This window comes from Collinsella sp. AM38-1BH (assembly GCF_003467545.1).
Taxonomy (GTDB): Bacteria; Actinomycetota; Coriobacteriia; order Coriobacteriales; family Coriobacteriaceae; genus Collinsella.
Window position 1 is genome coordinate 40,503 of sequence record NZ_QSHC01000005.1, and the last position, 21,360, is coordinate 61,862.

The window sequence follows — 21,360 nt, forward strand, 5'->3', positions numbered from 1 at the left end:
CGACCGGTCCGCCGTTCGTTAGAACGGCGGAACCCTAATGTTCGATCCAACAGCGCAGGGTCTCGCCGGCTTGCAGGTGACGCAGATTCTCTGCGGCAATGTCGACCACATTGTTGAGCGTGGCTGCCAGGTGGAACCAGCCGGAGACGTGCGGCGTGATGAGCATGTTGGGCGCATCCCACAGCGGGCTTGTTGCGGGCAGTGGCTCAGGGTCGGTGACATCGACCGCGGCACCGGCAAGGTGTCCGGACTCAAGAGCGGCAACCAGATCGTCGGCAACCACAAGATCGCCGCGGCCGCCGTTGGCAAAGAAGGCGCCCGGTTTCATCGCGGCGAAGAACTCGGCGTTCGCCAGACCGCGGGTCTCGGGTGTGCTGGGCATAAAGGATGCGACGATGTCGGCCTCCGCCAGGCGCTCAGACAGGGCATCCATGCCGTCCATGTCCTCAAACACAATGGGGTAGACGAGCGGATGGCGCTTGATGCCGCGGACGTGCGCGCCCATGCTGCGGCAGAGCGTGGCAAAGTGGCCGCCAATGTCGCCCGCGCCCAACACCAGCACATTGGCATTTTTGAGCGAGGTGACCGGGCCTAAGTCCTCCCAGCGATGCTCGCGCTGCAAGTCGTGATAGCCGGGCAGGTGCTTCATCATGGAAAGGACCATGGCAAACATGTGCTCGCTCACGGCCTGGCCGTAGGCGCCGATTGAGCAAGACAGCTTGGCTTCAGCCGGCACGGTGCCGGCGGCGAGATAGTCGTCATAGCCGGCGGTCTGCAGTTGCAGCAGCTGGAGGTGCTCGCATGCGGTCAGCAGGGAAGGGTCGATGTTGCCCAAGATCACGTCGGCATCGGCGACCTGCTCGCGCGTGATGGCGTCGGCACTCGTGTAGATAAAGTCCTCGCCCGGAGCGCTCGACTCAAGAATTGCGCGATGACGGTCGTTGACGGGCAACAAAACCAGGATGTTCACAAACGGTCCTCTCCGCCCAACCTGCCAAAAGGGGACAGGTTTATTTTGGCAGGTTTTATCAGGCAAAACGCTATAAAAACGCCGGGCTTCGCGATGGTTAACATATCCATCGCGAAGCCCGGCGCATCCACGGCTACCAGCTCAGCAGCTCGTAGCCGTCCTCGGTCACCACGAGCTGTACCTCGCACTGGGCCGAATCGCTGCCGTCCTTGGTGCGCACGCACCAACCGTCGCCCTTGCTGATCTTGATGTCGGGCGCTCCGGCGTTGACCATGGGCTCAATGGTAAAGACCATGCCCGGGGCCATGATGGTGTCCACATCGGGCGCCTCGGTGGTAAAGCCCACAAACGGGTCCTCGTGGAACTCTTTGCCAATGCCGTGTCCGCCGTACTCGCGCACTACGCTAAAACCGGCGTCCTCGACCGTCTTTTGCACGGCCTCAGCCATCACGGAGAGCGGCAGCCACGGCTTGACGGCAGCCAGACCCGCCTCCACGCTGACGCGGGTGACGTCGACCAGGCGCTGGCGCTCGGCAGAGACCTCGCCGATGCAGAACATGCGGCTCGAATCACTAAAGTAGCCGTCTAGGATCGTGGAGCAGTCCACGTTGATAATATCGCCCTCATGCAGCACGTCCGTATCGCAGGGGATACCGTGACAGACCACGTCGTTGATCGAGGTGCAAACGCTCTTGGGGTAGCCCTCATAGTTGAGGTCGGCCGGCGTGCCACCGTGCTCGACGGTGTAGTCGTAGATCATCTGGTCGATCTGGTTGGTGGTCATGCCCGCGGCGATGTGTTCGCCTACGTAATCGAGCACGCCCACGTTGATGGCGGCCGAGCGCTTGATGCCCTCGATATCGGCGGGCGTCTTGTAGAGCGTGCGGGGCAGAACCTCCCAGCCCTCTTCCCACAAGCGCTCGAGGCGCTCATCAAAGGCGCTATGGCATTTCTTATATTTTTTGCCGCTGCCGCACCAGCAGGCGTCGTTGCGGCCGGGCACGGGTCCATTGTCAAACATGGCTAACTTCCTTTCATTCGCAGCTAGTATAGCCCACCCACGCGTCCATAAAAGTTGCGGTGATATAGTTCCGATTTAAGCGGTTTAACAGCATAAATAGGAACTATATCACCGCAACTGATGGAGCGGGATGGCAGGCACTAGCTGCTGCGTGGTTTTGCTAGTAGCTCACCTGGCAGGGAATGCCGAGGGCGCGCACGCGCGCGGCAATGGCGTCGAGGGCCTCGGGTGCTGCTTTGGCAAGGCCTGCGACCGGTGTCTCGCGCGCCACCGTGTAGATGGTCGCCTCCTGCGGACGAATGCGCTCGAGCACCGCGAGCCAGGGGGCGACGTACTCCTCGCCGGTGTTGTCGATGGGCTTGCCCTGATACTCACCGGTCAAAAAGATCGTCTGGATAATAACGTGACCGTCAAAGCTTGCGAACGTCTCGATCTGGTGCTCGACGTCGTAGGGGCCAACGGGCTGGTCGAGCAGCTGGATAAATGCCGGGTCGACGGTATCGAGCTTAAGAATGTTGTCATCGACCATCATGAGCGCGTCGTGCACCTCGGGGCGGTCGGCGCGCGTGCCGTTGGAGAGCACGGCGATCTTGGAGTTTGGGGCAAGCTCGTCGCGCAGCGCGACGGCGCCGGCGATGGCCTGCGGAAACTCCGGTGCGGCGGTGGGCTCGCCGTTGCCTGCGAAGGTGATCACATCGGGGAGCTCGCCCTCGGCTGCCATCTCGCGCAGCTTTGCCTCGAGCGCGTCGAGTACCACGGCAGCTGTGTTGTACGGCTCATGGCAGGGGCGCTCGGCGTTGAGGCCGTTTTCGCAGTAAATGCAGTCGAACGTGCAGATTTTGCCGCTGGCCGGCATCATGTTGACGCCGAGCGAGAGACCAAGGCGACGGCTGCGAACGGGCCCAAAGATGGGGCTGGCATTCAAAAACGTAGACATAGGCATATGCTCCTCAAGACAATTGTGCCTAAGCATAGCATCGGCTCCAAAGCAAGGTGCGGGCTCTTGCTTTACAAGTTTCGTTTTTTCACGTCGCCCATTATGCCGCGCCATGAAAAGCCTCGGGTCGGGTAAAGTTAATCTGTTAACAAGGTGTAAGGCAATGTGGGTCCATCCAACCGCGCTGACGTGCAACTGGATGAGCATTGATGATGGGGGCACAACATGAATTTTACGGTCGAGAATGCGGGCACCACGATTGCCTGTCGCGAATATGCCGGCCCAGATGTGTCGCCTGATGCTCCTGCCTTGGTGTGCGTGCACGGCGCTTGTGTCGACGGCACATTTTTCGACGGTATCGCTTGTGAGCTCAGCCGCAACTACCGCGTAATTGCCTACGACCGCCGCGGCTGCGGTGGCAGCAGCGATGCGGCAGACGGCAGCTATGATCTTGCCGCTCAGGCCGCCGACCTGCAAGCCGTGATCGAACACGTTGGCGCTCCGACAAATGTGCTTGCGCATAGCGCCGGTACGTTGGTGGCGCTGGAGCTTCTTCGCGCCGAACCCCATCTCGTCGCCCGTGCGATTCTGCATGAGCCGGCTGTGTCGGCCGAAGGCGTCGGCATGGGCGCAGCTCCGGTTTTGCTCGATATGATTGCGGCTGGAAAGGTTTCAAGGGCGCTCCGGCTTTTCTTGGGAGCCCTCGGCGACTTGGACCCCGAAGCTCCCGGGACGACCGAAGCGGAAGCCAAACATGCCCTGCGCAATGGTCGTTGCTTTATGGCTAATGAATACGGAACAAATATGACATATGCTCCCGACTGGGAGCGCGTCCGCGCGTCAAAGGCGGTGTCGGCCGTGTTTTTGGGCGAGCTTTCGGTCGATACACCCCGCGAGGCTGGCACGCGAGCGGCTGCCGAATATCTCGATTGCCCCCTTGTGACGATCCCGGGCGCGCATAACGGTCTGCGCGATCGCCCCGTTACGGCGGCAAACGCCGTTCGCGATGTCTTGGAGCGTTAGCACGCTCGATGACCTGCGGGGAGAGGGGCTGTTAGCGTTTCGTCATTGTTAACGAATGCGCCCATAACCGCGCGCCCGCGGCTCCATTACCGCCGTTTGCCAGGTCATAAAAATGTAACGATAATCGCGCGTTTGCCTTCAGCTGTTAGATGCTACCCTTGTACCAATTGATATGCACCGTTGCCGTGCGTAACGATAGGAAGGGCCCCATATGCTCAATAATCACGAGGTCAATCTAACCGACGAGGAGGCTGCCGCCGAGGTCGCCCGCGTCGCGAAGACCTACCCCGTGGTGCGTTTGTTGTCGGCCGATCAGATTAAGAGCGAGCCTAACTGCTTGCTCGCCGGCGATCGCTGCCCTTGTCTGCGTCAGTCGAGTCTTGAGGCCTTGGCAGGTTCCGATGATGTATCGGAGCAGCTGCTCAATGATGGTACCGAGTACCGCGCTCGCCTGCGCCCTCTAAAGGTCGAGGGCGAGCCTCACGTCCTGCTGATGGTGCGTCCGATCGATGAGCAAGAGGCTGCAGAAGAGGACCTCGTCTACACCGACGTGCTGACGAGTGTGCGCAATCGCCGATATTACGAGGAAAAGCTCCGTAGCGCCCGCATGAATGCCGGCGTTGCGGTGATCGACCTTGATGATTTTAGGGTCTTCAACGATACGTGTGGCCGTCATGCCGGCGACCTTGCGCTCGGTGCTGTGGCGACAGCCATACGCAGCGGAATTCGTTCGACTGACGAGCTTGTACGCTATGGCTGCGACAAGTTTGTGGTCGTCATGCCCAATATTCCCTCCGATGACTTCACCCGTCGCCTGCATCAGGTGTCCGATGCCGTTCATGCCACGATTGTTCCGGGCCATGAGTACGTGAGCTTGACGGCATGTGTTGGCGGTGTTCGCATTCATGGCGAGACGGTCGATGAAGGAGTTGGCCGCGCTGTCCAGTTATTGAGCCGCGCTAAGGCAAAAGCCGGTACGGTCGTGACCGATGCCGATTCCATCGAAGCCTTCCAAAGCGAAAAGCCTTTGGTGCTTATTGTCGATGACTCCGAGATGAACCGAGCCATTCTCAACGAGATGCTCAAGGACGAGTATTGCATCCTCGAGGCCGACAACGGTCGTACGGCGCTCGACATGGTCGACCGCTATGGCGATGAGTTGTCGCTCGTGCTGCTGGATATTGTCATGCCGGGCATAAGCGGCTTTGAGGTGCTGGCCGATCTGTCGCGCCGATCGGGTATCGACAATCTGCCTTTCATCATGATTTCGAGCGAAGATTCCGATGATATGGTTCTGCGCGCGTACGAGCTGGGCGCCTCGGACTATATCAACCGCCCGTTTGACTCCCGTGTCGTGCGCCGGCGTGTAAGCAACACCATCCGCCTATACGCCAAACAGCGCCGCCTGACGAGTTTGCTGTCCCAGCAGTACAACGAGCGCGTCAAGAACAGTCGCATGCTCATCGACATCATGGCCGGCGTTATGGAGCTTCGCAATGGCGAGAGCGGCAGGCACGTTACGAACATCGAGAAGCTGACCGAGCTGCTGCTTGGCTGTCTGGTCCAGCGTAGCGGCACGATCTCCCTCGACAATGAGGAACGCTCTACGATTGCCCTGGCTTCGGCGCTGCACGATATCGGCAAGATGTCGATTGACGATGCAATTCTCAACAAACCCGGGCGCCTTACGCCCGAGGAGTTCGAGATTATGAAGACGCATACCACGATGGGCGCCGACATGTTGCTTGAGCTGGGCCGCCATCACGTCGGCAATGCGCTTATGGAATATGCGTACCAGATTGCGCGTTGGCATCACGAGCGCTGGGACGGCAAGGGCTATCCCGATGGCCTTAAGGGCGACGAGATTCCCATTGCCGCGCAGGTGGTCTCGGTGGCCGACGTGTATGATGCTCTGACGAGCGTGCGTGTGTACAAGGACGCTATTCCGCACAAGGAGGCGATCCAGATGATCCTGGACGGTAAGTGCGGCACCTTTAACCCGCTGTTGCTCGACTGTCTGCTCGAGGTGCAAGACCGTATTGCCGAGACGTTGGCACGCCCCGCCGACGTTGTCGCGTTTCCCACGATTTAGTTTGACCTAAGGAGTTTTAATCCATGATTTCCATGCGTGAGGCGTATGAGAAGATCGGCGCTAATTATGATGACGCGTGCGCTCGGCTGATGGGCGAGGAGATGCTTAGCCGCTTTGCCCTCAAGTTTTTGGATGACGAGAGCATGGACAAGCTGGAGGCCGCCATGGCGGCAGGAGACGCCGAAGGTGCGTTTATGGCAGCGCACACACTCAAGGGCGTGAGCCAGAACCTGGGATTCGATAATCTGTACGAGCCGGCGGTCGTGGTGACCGAAGCACTGCGCGGCGCCGATGCCGTTGACGGCGCTCGCGAGGGAATGCATGCGTTGCAGCAGCAATATGCGGCAACGATGTCGGCTCTGCGCGAGGCGGCTGAATAAGAGCTTGCGAGCCTTGGGCTGCTTGCCGGCCACATATAGGTGAAAGGGCGCCCCGCCGGACCATGTGGCCGGCGGGGCGCTCTTATCTGTTTTGTGGTTCGCGTGCTAGCGGGCCTGCTTGACCTTGGCTGCCGCCTCGACAAACGACTTCCAGAGGTTAAAGTCGGTTTCGAGCGTCTGCCAGGTGTACTCGGGATGCCATTGCACGCCCAGGCAGAAGGGTTGGCCTTCGACTTCGATGCACTCGGGCACGCCATCGGTTGCCTTGGCGACCAAGCGCGTGCTTTTACCCAGACGATCGATGCAGCAGTGGTGTGCGGAGTTGGTCTGGATAAGCCTGTGCCCGCCAAGCGCGCGCTCCAGCAACGAGCCCGGCACGACCTCGACGGGATGCACGGGGTCGTTGAGCACGTGGGTATGGCGCCACTGCGTGCGGCCCTCGCGCGCGCCCAGGCTTGGCACGTCCATGCACAGGGTGCCGCCGGTGGCGACATTGAGCAACTGCGTGCCGCGGCAGGTGGTAAAGAGCGGCTTTTTGGCGCGGAGCACCTCGCCGACCAGCTTAAACTCAAAGCTATCGCGGATCTCGCAGCAGAGGGTGGGGTCGTAGGGTCGATCATCGCCCCAACGTTTGGGATTGACATCGGGGCCGCCGGGAATGGCGATGCCGTCGGCGATATCGACGTAATGACGGATGACCTCAATGTCCTCGGTGATGGACATCTGCAGCGGCAGGCCGCCGGCGGCAAGGATGGCATCGACAAAGACGCTCGCAATCTCCTCGTTGGGGGAGAGCGTCTCGCTCAAATAGGGTTTCGCTTCTTCCCAGCGTGGTGCGACCAGGATGAGCGGACGGTCGGCGGGATCGACGTCGACGTGCGGAGTGTAGGACGATGAGGTGCGGGTTCCGATCATGGGCGTAGCTTTCGAATCCGGGTGGACATGGCACAGGGGTGGCGCGGAGCAAACGTTACTGATGAATTTGCCCGCGTGGCAATTGGGTTAGTGACCCTTGATGGAGTTGAGGAAGTCCTGGGCGCGCTTGGTCTGGGGGTGGTCGAAGAACTCGTCGGGCGTGCCGGTTTCCACAATCTGGCCGTCGGCCATAAACACGACGCGGTCGGCCACGCGGCGGGCAAAGTTCATCTCGTGCGTGATGACGATCATCGTCATGCCCTGCTGGGCCAGACGGACCATGACCTCGAGTACCTCGTTGATCATCTCGGGATCAAGGGCGCTTGTGGGCTCGTCAAAGAGCATGGCCTTGGGCTGCATGGCGAGTGAACGGGCGATGGCCACGCGCTGCTGCTGGCCGCCCGAGAGCTGTGCGGGCACCTTATCGGCCTGCTCGGCAACGCCCACGCGGCTCAGCAGGTCCATGGCGCGCCCACGAGCCTCCTCCTTGGACACGCCCAGTACATCGACCGGCCCCAGCATGACGTTCTGCAGTACGGTCATATGCGCAAACAGGTTGAACTGCTGAAACACCATGCCCAGCTCGGCACGCATGCGGGCAAGATCCTTGCCCTCCTGCGGCAGGGGCTCGCCCTCGATGAGGATCTCGCCCGAGTCGATGGTCTCCAAGCGGTTGATGGTGCGGCACATGGTCGATTTGCCTGAGCCCGAGGGTCCGATCACAACGACGACCTCGCCGCGGTCAACCGAGAGATTGATGTCGTTGAGGACGTGTAGATCGCCATAGTGCTTATCGACGTGCCTGAGCTCGATCAGCGGCTGATTGCCGGTGGAAGAGGTGCTCTGTGCCATGGTGCTCGGCTCCTTATGACTAGAAATGGTAAAGCGTTAGCGGATGATGGTCGCGCCGGTCTTGTGCGAAACATAGACAGCGGCCTTGTTGATCGCGACGTTGATGAGGATGTAGATGACTGCGATCACCAGGTAGACCGACACGAGGGCATCGTAGTTGGTAATGAGCACGCGGGCATTTTGCATGAGGTCGGGGTAGCTCACCACATAGGCGACGGTGGTGTCTTTGACTACGACCACGAGCTGTGAAATCAAGGACGGAATGATAAACCGAATAGCCTGCGGCAACACGATTTTAAAGGTGATTTTGGCCTTGGAGAGACCGAGCGCCTGGGCTGCCTCGACCTGACCGCGCGGCACGGCATTGACGCCGGCGCGGAAGATCTCGGCAAGTACGCCAGCTGCGGCGAGCGCGACGGGAAGCGTGAGCATCCAAAACGACGGTAGCGCGATCTTGTACTGGGGCAGCACCAAAAAGAAGAAGTAGATGAACAGCAGACTCGGCACACCGCGGAAGAAATCGGTGAGCACGCGGCAGACCAGCTGTAGCGGCTTGATGCCGCTGGTGCGGCCGAGCATAAGGGCTAAGCCCAGCACCAGCGCGATGGCGCCAGCGGTGAGTGCGACTTTAACGGTGCCCTCAAAGCCGGCAAGCAAGAACTTCCAGGTAGTGAGGTGCGTAAAGAAATACCAATAGTGGACCGAAAGCTGACCGGTCACATAAAAGCGCTGCAGTACCAGGATGGCGAGCGCGGCGACAGCAACAAGCGAGATGGCGGTGCCGATGCGAATCTTGGCGCGCATCTTGGGGCCGGGAGCCTCGTAGAGCGCATCGCGCATGGTGAGCGCGGAGGTGGAATGCTTGCTCATCGGAGGATCCTCACCTTCTTATCGATGTAGTTGCCAATGTGGCTCACCACAAAGGCCGTGCCCAGGTAGCCGAGCGCCGAGATAAAGAACGCGGCGACGCCGCCGAGCGAGCGGGTATTGATGTAGCTCACCACGCCGGTGAGTTCCTGCGGCTTAAGCGGCACCTGGCTGCCGAGCGCGGTGGTGAGCATGACGGCGATAAAGAGGTTGGTCATGGGCAGCACGCTCGAACGCAGCGCCTGCGGAATCACGATCTTAGCGAGGATACGGCTGAAGCTCATGCCGAGCGAGCGGGCGGCTTCCACCTGGCCGACGCCGACGGTGTTGATGCCGCTCATAAAGTTTTCGGAACCAAAGGCCGAGCCCAAAAGGACCGTGGCGACGATAACGCAGGTGCGGTAGGGCAGGACGACCTTGAGCGGCGGCAGCGCGTAGACGATGATGATGAGCAGCGCGATGCCGGGGATGTTGCGGAAGACCTGGACATACAGGTCGCCAAAGACGCGCAGCGGCTTGAGCGGCGACACACGCATCACGGTGACGGCGACGGCCAGCACCATGGCGATGGCAAACGACTCAAGCGTCATGCCCCAGGTTGCTAGCAGCGCGTCGATATAGTTCTGGCCATAGAGCGACCAGAGCTCGGAGAGACTCATGCGGACCTCCTGCCGATAAGGAAAGGGGCTCCCGTGTGTACGGAAGCCCCGACAACTCAGTGAGGAAACAGTTTACCGCAATAAAGCGCATCATGCGTTTCCATATGGTTTCGTTGCGGCCGTTACCAGGCTCGCTGCCTAGGCGCCGATCTCGGGCAGCTCGGGAACATTGGTGTCGCCCGTACGGTCGCCGATGCAGATCTGCCACAGCTCGGTCCAAGTGCCATCGTCCTCAATCCTCTTAAGGAAGTCGTTGACAAAGGCGACGCCGTCGGAATCGAGCGGCAGGCCGATACCATAGGGCTCCTTGCTGCCGAAGGGCTTGCCGGCGATCTTGTACTTACCGGGCTCGCGGACCAGGGCGCTTTGCTGCATGTTGTTATCGATGACGTAGGCGTCAACGCGACCCTGCTGGAGTGCCTGACGGGCCTCCTCGTCGGTCTTGAACTCCTGCTGGCTGGCCTTGGGGGCGAACTCCTCCAGAATGGCGGGGCCGTTGGAGCCGGACTGGACGGCGACGTTCTTATCGGCCAGGTCGTCGACGCTCTTGATGTCGTCGTTGTCGGCGAGCACTAGGATAGCCTGCTGGGTGTAGTAGTAGGGACCGGCAAAGGAGACGAGCTTCTTGCGCTCGTCAGTGATGGTGTAGGTGGCGAAGACAGCGTCGACCTGGCCGTTCTGCAGGACGGACTCGCGCGTGTCCGAGGTCACCTGGGTGATCTCGACCTTGTTCTCGCCCAGGATGTAGTTGGACAGGAGCTGCGCGATACCGGCATCGAAGCCACGGGTCTGACCGTCTTTCTCGTTGAGGAGGGAGAAGAGCGTGGAAGTCTGAACGCCACCGATCTTAAAGACGCCGGCGTCCTTGACGGCCGTGGCCCAGGTGCTGGCGGCGACGGCATCGTCATCGGCCTTGGGGCCGTTGCCGACGAGCTTGTCGAATGCCTTGGCGTCGAGCGTGGTGGAAGCCTCGGTATCCTCGGAGCTCTTGGAGGAACCGGCGGCGGAACCCTTGTCGGCCTCGGCGCTGGTGTCGGAGCAGCCGGCAAGACCAAGGCCGGCGACGGTTGCGAAGGTGGCGGCAACGAAGCCGCGGCGGTCGAGAACGACCTGCTGGGAGAGGTTCTTGCTCATGGTAGAACACCTTTCTCAATAAAATCCCTAGCGGTTGAGTAGAGTTATACCCTATCGCGCTCAAATGGGTCAACACGAAATAACTCAGAAACATACTTACCTTATGGGTTATTGTACCTACTAAAAAGGGACAGGTTTATTTTGGCAGGTTTTATCTGGGCAAACGTCGAATATTGCAGCTGAAATAGCGTTTTGCAGACGGCATGATCGATCACAGCGGTCGCTATAATGGCGGCAACGCGACGCATATATAAGTAAGGAGATCGCGTATGAACGGTTATTCGTTTTTCGCACCGACCATGACTTAAAACCACTACAAAGGGGACAGGCACCTTTGTGGTGGTTCTTGCAGATGTGGCGGCCCGCCTCGCTGTTTTGTCTCAATCTGTAACATCTGGAGGGCCAAAAGGTCTCTATCTGTTACAGATTGAGACAAAGGTCTGGGACTAAGACGTCTTATCTAGATCTGTAACAGTTAGACGGGAATTCGGGCCCTAGATGTTACAGATTGAGATAATTGAGCTGTGAAAACAAAAACCTCCGCAGGGGTGCTTCCCTTGCGGAGGTTTTTTACTCGTTGAGTAGCCTTACGGCTTCGGCGGCCATGTTCTCGACCGTCATGCCGTTCTGAGCGAGCAGCTCGTTGGGGTCGTAGCGGTCGGGGAAGCCTTTGGCGATGCCGAAGGTGCGCGTGCGCACAGGCGTGCAGGCCAGATAGCACGCGACGCGCTCGCCCCAGCCGCCGTCCAAGATGCCGTCCTCGAGGGTGACGACAACGCGATGCTCGGCGGCGAGACTGTCGAGGAACTCGCGGTCAAGCTCGGTTGCATAGCGCGGGTTGACGAGCGTGGCCTCGATACCGTACTCGGCAGCCAAGCGGTTTGTCACGCGCTCGCCCAGCTCAAAGAAATCGCCAAGTGCGAGCACGGCAACGTCGCGACCCCGGCGCACCACGTTGTAGCGAACGGCGCTGTAGTCGGTGTCTTCGGCGGGCGCAAGGTCGGGACGGCTTACCAGGCCGATGCCCGGTACGCGGATCGCCACGGGATGCTCGCGGTGATCGAGCGACCAGTTCAGCATGGACAGATATTCCTCCATGCAGGCCGGCGCCAAGTAGTGCATGTTGGGAAGACCGCCCAGCATGGAAATATCAAAGAACGAAAGGTGCGTCTCGGACGTGGTGCCAAAGATCGACGCGCCAAACACTAGGATGGTTGCGGGGGCGTCGTTGAGGCACAGGTCGTGCCACAGTTCGTCGTAGGCGCGCTGCAGGAACGTACCGTACACGCCAAAGACCGGCTTAGCGCCCGAGCGCGCAAGCGCGGTGGCAAAGGTTACGGCATGCTCTTCGGCAATGCCCACATCGACGAACTGTTTGCCAGCGGCAGCGCGAAGCTCGGGTGTAAAGCCCATGATGTAGGGCGTGGCGGCCGTGATGCCAACGACCTGCGGATCGCGCTCGATGGCGGCGCTGAGCGCCTCGCCCGTAATGTCGGCATAGGTGCGCGGCGCAGGCTCGCTCGGATGGCCCGGGCAAAGTTTGCGGCCGGTTGCCATATCGAAGGGCCCCACATGATGCCAGCGCTCGGGATCGCTCTGGGCTGGCTCAAAGCCCTTGCCCTTGGCGGTGGAAACGTGCAGCACGATGGGATGATTGATATTGCGCAGTTCCTGCAACGCGTCGACGAGGGCCAACACGTCGTTACCGGCGTCCAGGTAGCGGTAGTCGAGCCCCATCGCGCGGAAAACGTTGCGCTCACAGGTGCCGTTGCTGGCGCGCAGCTCGGCCAGATTGCGATAGAGGCCACCGTGGTTCTCGGCGATGGACTGGTCGTTGTCATTGACGATGATGATTAGGTTGCTATCGAGTTCGGCGGCATTGTTAAAGCCCTCAAACGCCAGGCCGCCCGAAAGCGAGCCGTCGCCAATAACGGTAATGACGTTGTATGCATCGCCCGCCAGGTCACGAGCGTGCGCCAGGCCGCAGCCCAAGCTCACCGAGGTCGAGGTGTGACCCATGGCGAACAGGTCGTGCTCGGACTCGTCGGGATTGGCAAAGCCAGAAGCCTCACCATAACGCTCCGGATCGATATAAGTGTACGCGCGCCCGGTCAGCGCCTTGTGGGCGTAGGTCTGGTGCGAAACGTCAAAGACAATCTTGTCGATGGGGGAGTCAAATACGCGATGAAGCGCAACCGTAAGCTCAACGACGCCCAAGTTGGGGGCAACGTGCCCGCCGACGGCGGCGGAGCTTTCGAGGATTGCCTGGCGGATCTCGCCGCAGAGCTGCGGGAGCTCGGCGCGATTAAGAGCCTTGACGTCCTCGGGCGTTGTCGTTTGCGTAAGCAGCATCGTTGTGGGTTACTCCATGCGAATCGTGCGCCGGCACTCCCTCGGCCGGCACAATTGCACAAAACAGTCTCGCACATTTTGGCGTTTGATATGTGACGGCGGCGCGGTAATTCGCCAACTGGTGGGGCAAAACGTTTTGTCCGATGCCATACTGATATGTTCCATGATGTTTTATCGATTGTGCACAGGCCGTGGCTTGTCGCCGTGAGTCGCTGGAAGGAGGCAGCATGTCCGATGCCGTTCGTGCCGAAGAAATCGCGCACGAGGTCGACTATGCCGCCCGCCAGCTGGCCCAGGCGGGCCGCTTGGACCTGACACACGAGTTTATCCAGCATGGCGACGTGACGGTCTATGCACATGTGACTTCAGTAGCGCGGGCGAGCCTGTCCTTTGCCGAGCGCTTGGGCCGTGCTGGCATTTCGGTCGACCGTGCTTCATTGCTGCGCGGGGCCCTGCTGCACGATTACTTTCTCTATGACTGGCACGATCCCGACCCAAGCCATCGGCTGCATGGCTTTCGTCACCCGTTTTTTGCCCTGGCACGTGCGGAGGAAGATTTTGAGCTGACGCCGCGCGAACGGAATATTATCGTGCGGCATATGTTTCCGCTGGTGCCAGTGCCGCCGACGTGTCGTGAGGCTTGGATTGTATGCCTGGCAGATAAATGGTGCGCTCTGCGCGAGACGGTCGCCGGTCGTCTGCGGCGCAAGGACGAGGCGGACGATGACGTGAGTGGCGAATCGAGCGAAAAGAGGAGAGGGTAGACGGTGGGGACCGCGATCGACATGGCATTTGACGGCGCGACGCTTGCCACCTGCCCACTCTCGGCACTGGTGCTCTCGTTTGCCTTTTACGGGTTTTGCGGTTGGGCATGGGAGTCGACAGTATGCGCCATGCTCAATCACGGACGATTTGCCAACAGTGGCTTTTTGCTTGGGCCGTGCTGCCCCATCTATGGCGCGGGCGGCATTGCCTGCTGGCTGCTGTTGCGTGGGATTCCGGATGCCTCGAGCCAGTTTGTCGCTGCAGCGCTCGTATGCAGCGTGATTGAGTACAGTGTGGGCCTTCTATTGGAAAAAACAACGGGCGCTCGCTTTTGGGACTATTCGCACCTGCCGTTTAACCTGCACGGACGCATCTGCCTGTACTGGGCATGCGCGTTTGGCCTGGGTGCGTTGTGTATTTGCCGCGTGGTGGAGCCGGCGGTGTTGGGCCTGCTTGCCCATCTGCCGGTGCTGATTGTGCGGCTGTCCGCGTTTATCGTCGCGGTCGCGATGATGGTCGACGCGGTGTGCTCGTTGGCGAGCTGGCGGCGTCTGTCTGATCAGCTGGAGCGCGTCCGGGCCGACCTTGCCGACCGCATTAATGAGTCGCTTGCCGATGCCTCGGACTCAATGCTTGAGCGCATTCCCGATTCGACGATTGACTCGGTGGCACAGACGCACATCCGCAGCCGTGCCGTTAACGCGTGGCTGGCGGAGCTGGGCGATGCGACGCTCGATGCCCTGCGCGAGAAGGCTTCGATGCCGACGTTTATCGCGGATGGTGCTCGCGGCCTGGCGCTCGCTGCCCGCCGCGTGGCCGATGCCGCGCCGAGCATGCCGCGTCCGTCGTTCAGTCGTCGCCTTGCCGGCAAGCGCATGAGCCGTCCGGTGCCGAGCGTGTCGCTCAGCCGCCGCGACCTGCGCTTTTTCAATGCCTTCCCGCGTCTGCGCATCAATCGCTACGAAGGTGTCATTCGAGCAACTAATCTCCGCGACCGCGCCCGCGAGCTGTTTCGGCGCTAGCCGGGATGGGCGTGCTCACGGCTCCCTTGCTCGCGTATTTCCCGTCCGTTTCGCGTCCGTTGCCGTGCCGTTTCCAAGATTGCGGCACCGTTTCCATTCGACAACGCAGCGTTTAACAACGCCGTATCTGGTCTACACCAGTTGCCCCTCGGCCGCATTATGGGCGCCGACAACGTTCATGCGATCAAGGGGGAGCGAATGTACGATACGGGATCGACAACGTTTATGCTCATCTGCACCATGCTCGTGTTTTTAATGACACCGGGTCTGGCGTTTTTCTATGGCGGCCTGTCTAGGCGCAAAAATGTCATCAACACCATGCTCATGTGCTTTGGCGCCATTGGCCTGGTTGGCGTGCTGTGGATTGTTGCCGGCTGGTCGCTGGCCTACGGCGGCGACGGTTCCAGCCCGTTTATTGGAGGCCTTGACCAGCTACTGTGCCTTCCGGTGCTCAACCAGGTGCTGCAGGCGGCCGAGGGCAATGCCACTGACGGCGCCGTCTACCCTCAGATCATCAACATCGCCTTTCAGATGGCATTTGCCATGATCACTGCTGCTATCGTCACGGGCAGCCTGGCCGGCCGCGTTAAGTTTGGTGCCATGACGGCCTTCCTGGGCATTTGGCTGCTTGTGGTCTATGCGCCGCTTGCCCACATGGTTTGGGGCGGCGAGGGCTCCTTTATCGGTGACATTATCGGCGCACTCGACTTTGCCGGCGGCGACGTGGTGCACATTTCGTCCGGTCTTACGGGCCTGATTCTCTGCTTAATGCTCGGCCGTCGTCGTGGTTTTGGCATGGTGAGCTATCGTCCGCATAACGTGCCGTTTGTAGCGCTGGGCGCCGGCCTGCTTTGGTTTGGCTGGTTTGGCTTTAACGGCGGCAGCGAGTTTAAGGCCGACGCCGTGGCGGCACTCGCCATCCTCAACACCGTGACGGCCAGCGCGGCGGGCATGGTCTCGTGGCTTGCCGTCGAGCGCGTGCACACTGGTCGCCCCACGCTGGTGGGCGCCAACACCGGTCTGGTTGCGGGACTTGTGGTGGTCACGCCCGGCGCGGGCTTTGTCGAGCCGTGGGCAGCGCTGGTTATGGGCCTGATCGTATCGCCCGTCTGCTACCTGGCCATCAGCCATCTTAAGACCAAGTTTGGCTACGACGACGCACTCGACGCGTTCGGTTGCCATGGTATCGGCGGCATCCTGGGCGGCGTGCTCACGGGCCTGTTCTGCGTGCCGGAGCTCTCGTGGACCGGTAAGGGCGGCCTGTTCTACACGGGCGACGTGTCGCTGCTCGTTTCGCAGATTCTGGGCATTGTGGTGACGGTCGCTATTGTGCTGGTGCTCGATTTGGTAATCGCCGCGGTGGTCAAGGCACTGTTCCACGGCAGTCTGCGTGTGGACGAGGCCGATGAGGCGCTGGGCCTGGATGCGAGTCAGCACGGCGAGAGCGCCTACCCTTCGTTCTCCGGACTCGATTAGCAGCTTCCCCAAGCACCGCACCTCGGCCTTCAATCGTCGTTTGCGTACCTTAAGTACGCGGCACTCCTCTTTCAGGCCGATCTGCGGCACTTGGGAAACCTGCTAAGACCTGTTAGTTGCACTTATCTGATCTACAAGGTTGGTCTGTGGCACCTGGAAACCTCGTGCCATGTGAGGGACAATTCATTTCTTTTTTTGAAGAGAGGAATTCACTATGAAGAAGATTACGGCGATCGTTCGTGCCGAGAAGCTTGAGGTTCTTAAAGACGCTCTGTTTGCTGCCGATGTTCGTGGCATGACTATCAACCAGGTGCAGGGCTGCGGCGCACAGCATGGCTGGAAGGAATACGTGCGCGGCAACGAGTTGCTTGTCAACACGATTCCTAAGGTGCAGTTCACGCTCATTTGCGCCGATGAGCATGTCGACGGCATTGTCGACATTATCTGCAGCGCCGCTCGCACCGGTGCCGTCGGCGACGGCAAGATCTGGGTCGAGCCGGTCGAGGAAGTTATTCGCATACGTACTGGCGAACACGGTCCCGCCGCGGTGTAGAATCGACCGTCTACCATCCGCAACGTTAAAATGCTGCAATGAGGCACAAGACTTGCGTTGTGGATGGACGGATTATGGGTCGTAATAAATATCCCGAGGAGACTGTCGCGAAGATTCTCGACGCGGCGCTGGAGCTATTCTGCGTACAGGGTTATGAGGGGACGAGCATTCAAGACATCGTCGACCGCCTCGATGGCATGACCAAGGGTGCTGTCTATCATCACTTTAAGAGCAAAGAGGAGATTTTCAACGCCGCATTTGATCGGGCAACGGCTCCGATTGCTGAGCACCGTCGCGCGACACTCGGTGCTGGCAATATGACGGGAGCTCAAAAGCTCAAACGACTTTATGCGCCCGAGTCCGTCGTTCCGCAAATCGAGCTATGGACTCGCATGCATCCTGCGGCAGATCCGGTAAAAAGCTCGCGGCTGCTGGCGATGCAGTACCAAGGTTCGTTTGACGAGTCGGCCGATGGCAATCTCTTGCCAGTAATCGAGGAGGGCATCGCCGACGGCTCCATTGCGTGCGAATGCCCGCGCGAAGCAGCGGAGGCCGTATCGTTGTTAGCGAATCTTTGGCTGCTGCCATTGTTCCGTCCGCTCGAGCCCAAGGAGCGAATGCTTGCTCGCGCACAATGTTTGGCGCAGATGGCGGCCGCGGTGGGGCTTGATTTGGGTAATGAAGTGCTCCAGACAACGGCCCAGATTTGGGACGTATGGAACCGTGCCGGGTGGTAATATAGATACCAACGGTATGTAATTGATTTGTGAGGGTAGCCACGGCTGCCCTTTTCAAGTCATTAAATACATACTAACAGTATGTATTTGGGGGCAGGCTTATGGCTGGGATGCGAAGAATTAGCGTTTCATTGGCGCCAAAAACAGTGCGATCTATCAGGCTATTTGGTCTTCTTGTTGCACAGCTGTGTGCGTATTCGATGCTGTCGGCACTGTGCTTTGCGTGCCCGCTTTACTTGTTCGATTGCAGCGGCTCCTCAACGTTATATGGCGCCGTCGCGGCGATAGCGTTCATACCGGGCGTGCTCGCGACTCCGGTTGGCGGGATTTTGGCGGATCGGGGAAGACGTCGCGGGGTTCTTGTGGTACTCGGCATTGTTCTGATGGCTGCATCACTGCTGTTTATCCCCATGAAGCGTTCGCTGCCTCTTGCGGTTGTCGTGGCAGCAATGCTTTGCGTCCAATATGGCATCCAATCGCTGCTGAAACCGATGCTTCAAATTGAGGCGGTGTGCATGACGGGCCAAGAAAAGGTTGAGCGTGCCACTGCGTTGGTCTCGCAGATAATCATGATGAGCAATATCTTGGGGCCTGTAGTCGGGACGGCAGTCTATGGGTGCTTTGGTATCGATACTCTATGCGAAACCGCGGCGTTGACGTTTACGATTTCAGCCCTGCTGTTCGGGGGCGCACTCAAGCAAAATGCCTCATCTGAAACGATGGGAGACGGCGCGACTCGTACGACACGCCGAAACGATTTTCGGGAGTTGATTCGGTACCTGTCTCAAAACTCATCATTGCTCGTTGTGTTTTTGATTGCGGCTATTTTGAACCTTGCGTTAGTTGGGTTAACGATTGGTGCTCCCGTTATTGTTGCAAAGCATCTCGGAATGCAGTCATCCTTTGTTGGGATTATTGAGGTGGCTATGGGCTTAGGTGGTCTTGTCGGCAGTGGTTTGGTCGGTATTTGGCCGCATCGTTTTTCCTTCAAGGGCATATGTCAATATGTTGCGATGATCTGTTTAGGAGTCGTACCGATTATTGTCACGCTACTGTTCGGCACAGATGTATGGGTGTTCACCGTGTTTGCGGTTGGTTCGGCATGGGTCATGGTGTGGGCAGCCATTGCGTCGGTTGAAATCATCGCGTTTGTTCAACGGGCAGCGCCGACTGAGCTCTGCGGAAAAGTGCTTTCGGTCGTTTACATGGTCCTTTCCTGCGCAACACCTATCGGCCAATTGACGTACGGGGTTGCATATGATCGATGGACACCGGCGATTGTATTCGCAGGCATGCTGGCGGTGTTGACGTTGACGACGGTGCTGTTTTATCGGCTGAAAAGTCGCTTGTGGCGATTGTCTTAACGCACTGGGGCACCGTGAATTTGTGGAGGCGGTGGTACGCCGCGCCGGGACGGCATTGTTTGGGCACGCCTCTCCTTCGTCTACAATATCGTGCAGACGAAGGAGAGGCGTGCCCATGATCAAGATGTTTGCGAGTGACTTAGACGGAACGCTGCTGAACGCCCTGCACGAGGCAGACGGGACCATCCGCCGCGCCATTCGCGAGCTGACCGAGGCTGGCCTGCATGTGGTTCCCGCGACCGGGCGCTCGACGTTGCCAATCGGCGAGCATGGCTTTACGGGGCTGGCGCTTGACGCCTGCTGCTCCAATGGGTCCATCGTGCGCGACTGCCATGGCGAGGTGCTCAAGACCTGGACCATCGATCCGCAGGTTACCGAGGAGCTGCTCAAGGCATTCCCGGACATTTGCTTTGATTGCTCCACACCCGATGGCATGTTCTCGAGCGGTTCGTTCGAGATGCATCAGGCGGGCTTTAAAAAGGACAGCCCTATCAAGCGCATCGTGATGCGCGGCATGCGCGCGCGTGGCGGCTATCACGAGGAACAGTATTTCGACCAGTCGATCGGTGACATCCTTCGCCACGATGTGTGCAAGATCAACTGCCGCGTGACCTCGCCCGAGCTGGAGCGCGACCTTAAGGCATATTTGGCCGAGCGATCGGACCGCGTGGTCAACGCGCCGTTCGATCCGGTGATGTTCGAGATCACGGACGTGGCGTGCAACAAGGGCGAGAGTGTGTCCTGGCTGGCGGGCTACTACGGCATTGCCGAGGACGAGGTCGCGGTCTACGGCGACGGCGGCAACGACATTGCCATGCTCAAACGTTTCCGCCACAGCTACGCGACCAAAAACGGCAGCGATGCCGCCAAGGCCGCCGCGAGTGCAACTATCGGCAGTTGCATGGTTCATGCCGTCCCCAAACACATGCTCGCCACCATGCGCAAGCAAAACTCCCGCACCGTCATCGAATAATGTGACAAAGGGATAGCCCCTTTGTCACAGGTGACGCTGGTCTCTTGAAATACGAACAAACATTCGCATACCTAACTGCGCTTTGATAGAATTGATACTGTTGACGGCAGTTCCATGTGCCGGGCAACGCCCTCCATCTGATGGGAGGTGATGCCCATGACCGATCTGATTGATTTTGTGAGACTTCTGACCGCTTTGGTCTCGTTCTTCACAGCGCTCGTCGGGCTTTCCGAGGCACTCAAGCAACGTTCGAAGCAACGTAAAAGGGGTCGCCGCCGCTAAGGCGTTGACCCCTTAATCCAAGCAACGGCGCTGCCCAGCTTTCCAGAACTTGGGCTGCCGTCGACACTATTCTACCCACGAATGACATTTTGGACAATCGGTAATGCCGCTCTAAAAGCCTGGCACAACCGGCACAACCTAGGCGGTCGCTGGATGTGACAAAGAGGCTGCCCCTTCGTCACATCCTAAATATTGCCTTTACGTGTTGATACACACGGTGTGCAATAATACTCGCACTGTGCAATAGCGCACAGACTGAGTAACAAGGAGGACGCTTGTCCCAGCTCGAAAAATGCGACCGCCGGTCCCTTCGCTCGCAGCGTGCCCTTCGCCAGGCACTTGCCAGCGAGCTTGCCGAAAGCGGCGACCTTTCGCGCATTAATGTCGCGTCGCTCACCGAGCGCGCTGGCCTTACGCGCCGCACGTTCTATTCGCACTACCGCGATATCCCCGACTTTATCAATCAAATCGAGGACGGCTTGCTGGCCGAGATCCGTGAGCGCATTGAGCTCATCACCGCAGCTCAGCTGCCCGATCTCTATCACAACATCGATGAGCTCGAGCCGGCACCCGGTTCGGTTGAGTTGCTGCGCTACCTTGCGGCCAACCGCGATTTAATCGGATCGCTGCTGGGCCCGGGCGGCGACCCCGCCTTTATTAAAAAGATCATCGATACCGCACGCGAGGCCGTGGTGCCGCGTGCACAGACGGGCATTTTGGGCCTGGCGCTGGGCACGTTCTTTGACTACTACGTTACCTACGTCGTGAGCGCCGAGGTCGGCATGATTCAGCGCTGGTTTGAGCGCGGGCTCACCGAATCGCCCGAGGCCATGGCGCGCATTATGACGGTGCTCGCTTTTGTGCGCCCTGGTGATCTGTATGGCCAACCCATCGATATCAACGTGCCGGAATACGGCATGAAGCTATTGAACCTGCAGCTCGAGGACGCGGTCGACACCACCGCAACCGTCGAGTCCAACAACTAA

At 59.4% G+C, this 21,360-nt stretch carries 21 protein-coding genes; 12 read left to right on the forward strand and 9 right to left on the reverse strand.

Translation table 11 applies throughout. The annotated features are described in order from the left end of the window. Nucleotides 1-34: 34 nt before the first annotated feature. From DW870_RS03535 to DW870_RS03545, 3 genes are all read right to left on the reverse strand, one after another. The gene (locus DW870_RS03535; RefSeq protein ID WP_117847975.1) at nt 35-970 is read right to left on the reverse strand and encodes a D-2-hydroxyacid dehydrogenase; all 936 of its coding nucleotides are present in this window, start codon (nt 968-970) and stop codon (nt 35-37) included. A 133-nt stretch (nt 971-1,103) separates the two neighbouring features. Continuing rightward, nucleotides 1,104-1,991 carry a type I methionyl aminopeptidase gene (gene map / locus DW870_RS03540; protein ID WP_117847977.1) on the reverse strand — a complete coding sequence of 296 codons (888 nt, stop codon included), beginning with the start codon at nt 1,989-1,991 and terminating at the stop codon, nt 1,104-1,106. A 160-nt stretch (nt 1,992-2,151) separates the two neighbouring features. Beyond that, nucleotides 2,152-2,928: a radical SAM protein gene (locus DW870_RS03545; RefSeq protein ID WP_117847979.1), complete on the reverse strand. Its 777-nt coding sequence runs from the start codon at nt 2,926-2,928 to the stop codon at nt 2,152-2,154. Between the two features lie 225 nt (nt 2,929-3,153). On the opposite strand from DW870_RS03545, the gene DW870_RS03550 reads away from it, so the two are divergent. The 3 genes from DW870_RS03550 to DW870_RS03560 all read left to right on the forward strand — a co-directional run bounded on the left by DW870_RS03550 (nt 3,154) and on the right by DW870_RS03560 (nt 6,423). Beyond that, on the forward strand, nt 3,154-3,951 hold the full coding sequence (locus tag DW870_RS03550; RefSeq protein WP_117847980.1) for an alpha/beta fold hydrolase: 798 nt from the start codon (nt 3,154-3,156) through the stop codon (nt 3,949-3,951). Between the two features lie 211 nt (nt 3,952-4,162). Continuing rightward, entirely contained in the window at nt 4,163-6,043 is a 1,881-nt protein-coding gene (locus DW870_RS03555; RefSeq protein ID WP_117847982.1) for a diguanylate cyclase, read from the forward strand. Between the two features lie 23 nt (nt 6,044-6,066). Further along, nucleotides 6,067-6,423: an Hpt domain-containing protein gene (locus DW870_RS03560; RefSeq protein WP_199412370.1), complete on the forward strand. Its 357-nt coding sequence runs from the start codon at nt 6,067-6,069 to the stop codon at nt 6,421-6,423. A 105-nt stretch (nt 6,424-6,528) separates the two neighbouring features. Here the strand turns inward: DW870_RS03560 and DW870_RS03565 are convergent, their stop codons facing one another. The 6 genes from DW870_RS03565 to DW870_RS03590 form a co-directional block, all read right to left on the reverse strand. Then, on the reverse strand, nt 6,529-7,338 hold the full coding sequence (locus tag DW870_RS03565; protein WP_055286831.1) for a gamma-glutamyl-gamma-aminobutyrate hydrolase family protein: 810 nt from the start codon (nt 7,336-7,338) through the stop codon (nt 6,529-6,531). A gap of 87 nt (nt 7,339-7,425) precedes the next feature. Then, a complete protein-coding gene (locus DW870_RS03570; protein ID WP_117770081.1) occupies nt 7,426-8,190 on the reverse strand; it encodes an amino acid ABC transporter ATP-binding protein in 765 nt (254 codons plus the stop codon). A gap of 36 nt (nt 8,191-8,226) precedes the next feature. After that, on the reverse strand, nt 8,227-9,060 hold the full coding sequence (locus DW870_RS03575) for an amino acid ABC transporter permease (RefSeq protein WP_117770082.1): 834 nt from the start codon (nt 9,058-9,060) through the stop codon (nt 8,227-8,229). Beyond that, entirely contained in the window at nt 9,057-9,716 is a 660-nt protein-coding gene (locus DW870_RS03580) for an amino acid ABC transporter permease (protein WP_117847984.1), read from the reverse strand. Before DW870_RS03580 ends, DW870_RS03575 begins: the two co-directional genes overlap by 4 nt. Before the next feature lie 138 nt (nt 9,717-9,854). Further along, nucleotides 9,855-10,850, reverse strand: a complete 996-nt coding sequence (locus DW870_RS03585; protein ID WP_117770084.1) for a glutamate ABC transporter substrate-binding protein — start codon at nt 10,848-10,850, stop codon at nt 9,855-9,857. Nucleotides 10,851-11,420: 570 nt separating this feature from the next. Further along, complete coding sequence (locus tag DW870_RS03590) at nt 11,421-13,202, reverse strand: 1-deoxy-D-xylulose-5-phosphate synthase (RefSeq protein WP_117770085.1); 1,782 nt, start codon at nt 13,200-13,202, stop codon at nt 11,421-11,423. A gap of 227 nt (nt 13,203-13,429) precedes the next feature. Between DW870_RS03590 and DW870_RS03595 the strand changes: the two genes are divergently transcribed. The 9 genes from DW870_RS03595 to DW870_RS03630 all read left to right on the forward strand — a co-directional run bounded on the left by DW870_RS03595 (nt 13,430) and on the right by DW870_RS03630 (nt 21,360). Next, on the forward strand, nt 13,430-13,966 hold the full coding sequence (locus DW870_RS03595) for an HD domain-containing protein (protein WP_117770086.1): 537 nt from the start codon (nt 13,430-13,432) through the stop codon (nt 13,964-13,966). 3 nt (nt 13,967-13,969) lie between these two features. Next, complete coding sequence (locus DW870_RS03600; RefSeq protein ID WP_233504629.1) at nt 13,970-14,989, forward strand: putative ABC transporter permease; 1,020 nt, start codon at nt 13,970-13,972, stop codon at nt 14,987-14,989. 198 nt (nt 14,990-15,187) lie between these two features. Further along, nucleotides 15,188-16,465 (forward strand): ammonium transporter, encoded by a 1,278-nt coding sequence (locus DW870_RS03605; RefSeq protein WP_117770087.1) that lies wholly within the window; start codon nt 15,188-15,190, stop codon nt 16,463-16,465. 214 nt (nt 16,466-16,679) lie between these two features. After that, complete coding sequence (locus tag DW870_RS03610; protein ID WP_055286814.1) at nt 16,680-17,018, forward strand: P-II family nitrogen regulator; 339 nt, start codon at nt 16,680-16,682, stop codon at nt 17,016-17,018. Between the two features lie 74 nt (nt 17,019-17,092). After that, nucleotides 17,093-17,755: a TetR/AcrR family transcriptional regulator gene (locus DW870_RS03615; protein ID WP_158556913.1), complete on the forward strand. Its 663-nt coding sequence runs from the start codon at nt 17,093-17,095 to the stop codon at nt 17,753-17,755. Between the two features lie 101 nt (nt 17,756-17,856). After that, nucleotides 17,857-19,119, forward strand: a complete 1,263-nt coding sequence (locus DW870_RS03620) for an MFS transporter (RefSeq protein WP_117770089.1) — start codon at nt 17,857-17,859, stop codon at nt 19,117-19,119. Nucleotides 19,120-19,234: 115 nt separating this feature from the next. Then, on the forward strand, nt 19,235-20,092 hold the full coding sequence (locus DW870_RS03625; protein ID WP_117770090.1) for an HAD-IIB family hydrolase: 858 nt from the start codon (nt 19,235-19,237) through the stop codon (nt 20,090-20,092). A gap of 156 nt (nt 20,093-20,248) precedes the next feature. Then, entirely contained in the window at nt 20,249-20,374 is a 126-nt protein-coding gene (locus DW870_RS09555) for a hypothetical protein (protein ID WP_255413493.1), read from the forward strand. Nucleotides 20,375-20,649: 275 nt separating this feature from the next. Beyond that, a complete protein-coding gene (locus DW870_RS03630; protein WP_117770091.1) occupies nt 20,650-21,360 on the forward strand; it encodes a TetR/AcrR family transcriptional regulator in 711 nt (236 codons plus the stop codon).

Coding starts and splice junctions, on each gene's coding strand:
- map (WP_117847977.1), bottom strand. CDS start 1,991: ATGTTTGACAATGGACCCGTGCCCGGCCGCAACGACGCCTGCTGGTGC.
- DW870_RS03545 (WP_117847979.1), bottom strand. CDS start 2,928: ATGTCTACGTTTTTGAATGCCAGCCCCATCTTTGGGCCCGTTCGCAGC.
- DW870_RS03550 (WP_117847980.1), top strand. CDS start 3,154: ATGAATTTTACGGTCGAGAATGCGGGCACCACGATTGCCTGTCGCGAA.
- DW870_RS03555 (WP_117847982.1), top strand. CDS start 4,163: ATGCTCAATAATCACGAGGTCAATCTAACCGACGAGGAGGCTGCCGCC.
- DW870_RS03560 (WP_199412370.1), top strand. CDS start 6,067: ATGATTTCCATGCGTGAGGCGTATGAGAAGATCGGCGCTAATTATGAT.
- DW870_RS03565 (WP_055286831.1), bottom strand. CDS start 7,338: ATGATCGGAACCCGCACCTCATCGTCCTACACTCCGCACGTCGACGTC.
- DW870_RS03570 (WP_117770081.1), bottom strand. CDS start 8,190: ATGGCACAGAGCACCTCTTCCACCGGCAATCAGCCGCTGATCGAGCTC.
- DW870_RS03575 (WP_117770082.1), bottom strand. CDS start 9,060: ATGAGCAAGCATTCCACCTCCGCGCTCACCATGCGCGATGCGCTCTAC.
- DW870_RS03580 (WP_117847984.1), bottom strand. CDS start 9,716: ATGAGTCTCTCCGAGCTCTGGTCGCTCTATGGCCAGAACTATATCGAC.
- DW870_RS03585 (WP_117770084.1), bottom strand. CDS start 10,850: ATGAGCAAGAACCTCTCCCAGCAGGTCGTTCTCGACCGCCGCGGCTTC.
- DW870_RS03590 (WP_117770085.1), bottom strand. CDS start 13,202: ATGCTGCTTACGCAAACGACAACGCCCGAGGACGTCAAGGCTCTTAAT.
- DW870_RS03595 (WP_117770086.1), top strand. CDS start 13,430: ATGTCCGATGCCGTTCGTGCCGAAGAAATCGCGCACGAGGTCGACTAT.
- DW870_RS03605 (WP_117770087.1), top strand. CDS start 15,188: ATGTACGATACGGGATCGACAACGTTTATGCTCATCTGCACCATGCTC.
- DW870_RS03610 (WP_055286814.1), top strand. CDS start 16,680: ATGAAGAAGATTACGGCGATCGTTCGTGCCGAGAAGCTTGAGGTTCTT.
- DW870_RS03615 (WP_158556913.1), top strand. CDS start 17,093: ATGGGTCGTAATAAATATCCCGAGGAGACTGTCGCGAAGATTCTCGAC.
- DW870_RS03620 (WP_117770089.1), top strand. CDS start 17,857: ATGGCTGGGATGCGAAGAATTAGCGTTTCATTGGCGCCAAAAACAGTG.
- DW870_RS03625 (WP_117770090.1), top strand. CDS start 19,235: ATGATCAAGATGTTTGCGAGTGACTTAGACGGAACGCTGCTGAACGCC.
- DW870_RS09555 (WP_255413493.1), top strand. CDS start 20,249: ATGACCGATCTGATTGATTTTGTGAGACTTCTGACCGCTTTGGTCTCG.